Raw genomic sequence first — 1,029 nt, 5'->3', positions numbered from 1 at the left:
GTTACGTGTCGCTCGCTTGGATCATCATTGCGTTTCGATTCAAAGAGACCATCACACGACGCTCTGCAATCCCCTCTCCAGCCAAAATGTTGGTGCAGTATCGTGATTTGCTCTCGTCTCGATATTTTATGAGCTTTGCGAGCATCAGTTGGCTCAACTTCAGCTTGATGATCAAGACCGTCTCCGTGATGCCTTTTATCATGCAAGACCCAATCGGGATGACATCGGACGAATACGCCATGTGGGCACTGATCCCCGCGTTAGGTCTGCTCGGCGGCACAACCATTTGTAACCGCATCCGCCCCGTCATCGGAAATAAGAAAATGCTGCTTTGCACGCCTGTTTTGCATATCAGTGCGGCACTGTGGTTGTTTTTCTGCCCGGTAGAACCCTTGTATTTGATGATTGGACAATTGTTGATGATTCTTGGCAATGGCATTGCGTTGCCTTGTGCACAAGCACTTGTGATGCAACCATACAAAGAGCAAGCGGGCGCGGCGGCAGCCATGTCTGGCGGCGGTCAAATGGTGGTCTCTTCCTTGGTGAGTATGACGCTGGTGCAACTTGGATTGAGTGAAGCGTGGCATTTGTCGTTGGTTGTAGTGCTGTTTACCGCCATCACCTTGACCAATATTCTACGTGGGTTCAACACTGAAGAAGCGCAACAACACCGAGAGGTGGCAGAGAAAGCCAGCTAATGTCACCGACTTAATTGAAGAAAGAAAAACGCCCACAGCATTCAGTGGGCGTTTTCGTAGGGTTTCAAGTATTGTTGCGTTTACTGCTGGGCAACGCTCACCTTTTTGGTCGAGCTGCGGTAATCAAACTCAAAACCGATGCCTTTGTCAGTGACGTCCATCTTCATGCCACCCGTTAGCTCGTTTTGGAAGCTCACTAGCACGTCTTCAGGAAGAGGCTGGCCTGTCGCTATTGATGCTTTTTCTAACACTTCCAGAATACGCTCTGAGTCCATGCTAAAGCTCAACAAACCGTTTGGCTTCAACTCTTGAGCCATCACGTCCTTGCTTG

The 1,029-nt window shown here is 49.6% G+C and carries 1 protein-coding gene and 1 pseudogene; one reads left to right on the top strand and one right to left on the bottom strand.

Annotated features, from left to right (window positions below; all coding sequences use genetic code 11):
• Positions 1 to 698: MFS transporter (locus R7Q38_RS24950; protein WP_411913412.1), on the top strand; the 698-nt coding region annotated here is incomplete at its 5' end.
• A gap of 80 nt (positions 699 to 778) precedes the next feature.
• Here R7Q38_RS24950 and R7Q38_RS24945 read toward each other — a convergent pair.
• Positions 779 to 1,029, bottom strand: a pseudogene (locus R7Q38_RS24945) (hypothetical protein); the annotation flags it as partial.

This window comes from Vibrio sp. Vb0598, from assembly GCF_033338935.1.
Classification (GTDB): Bacteria; Pseudomonadota; Gammaproteobacteria; order Enterobacterales; family Vibrionaceae; genus Vibrio; species Vibrio alginolyticus.
The sequence above is the reverse complement of the archived record's forward strand: the minus strand, read 5'-3'. Positions and strand labels throughout refer to the sequence as shown.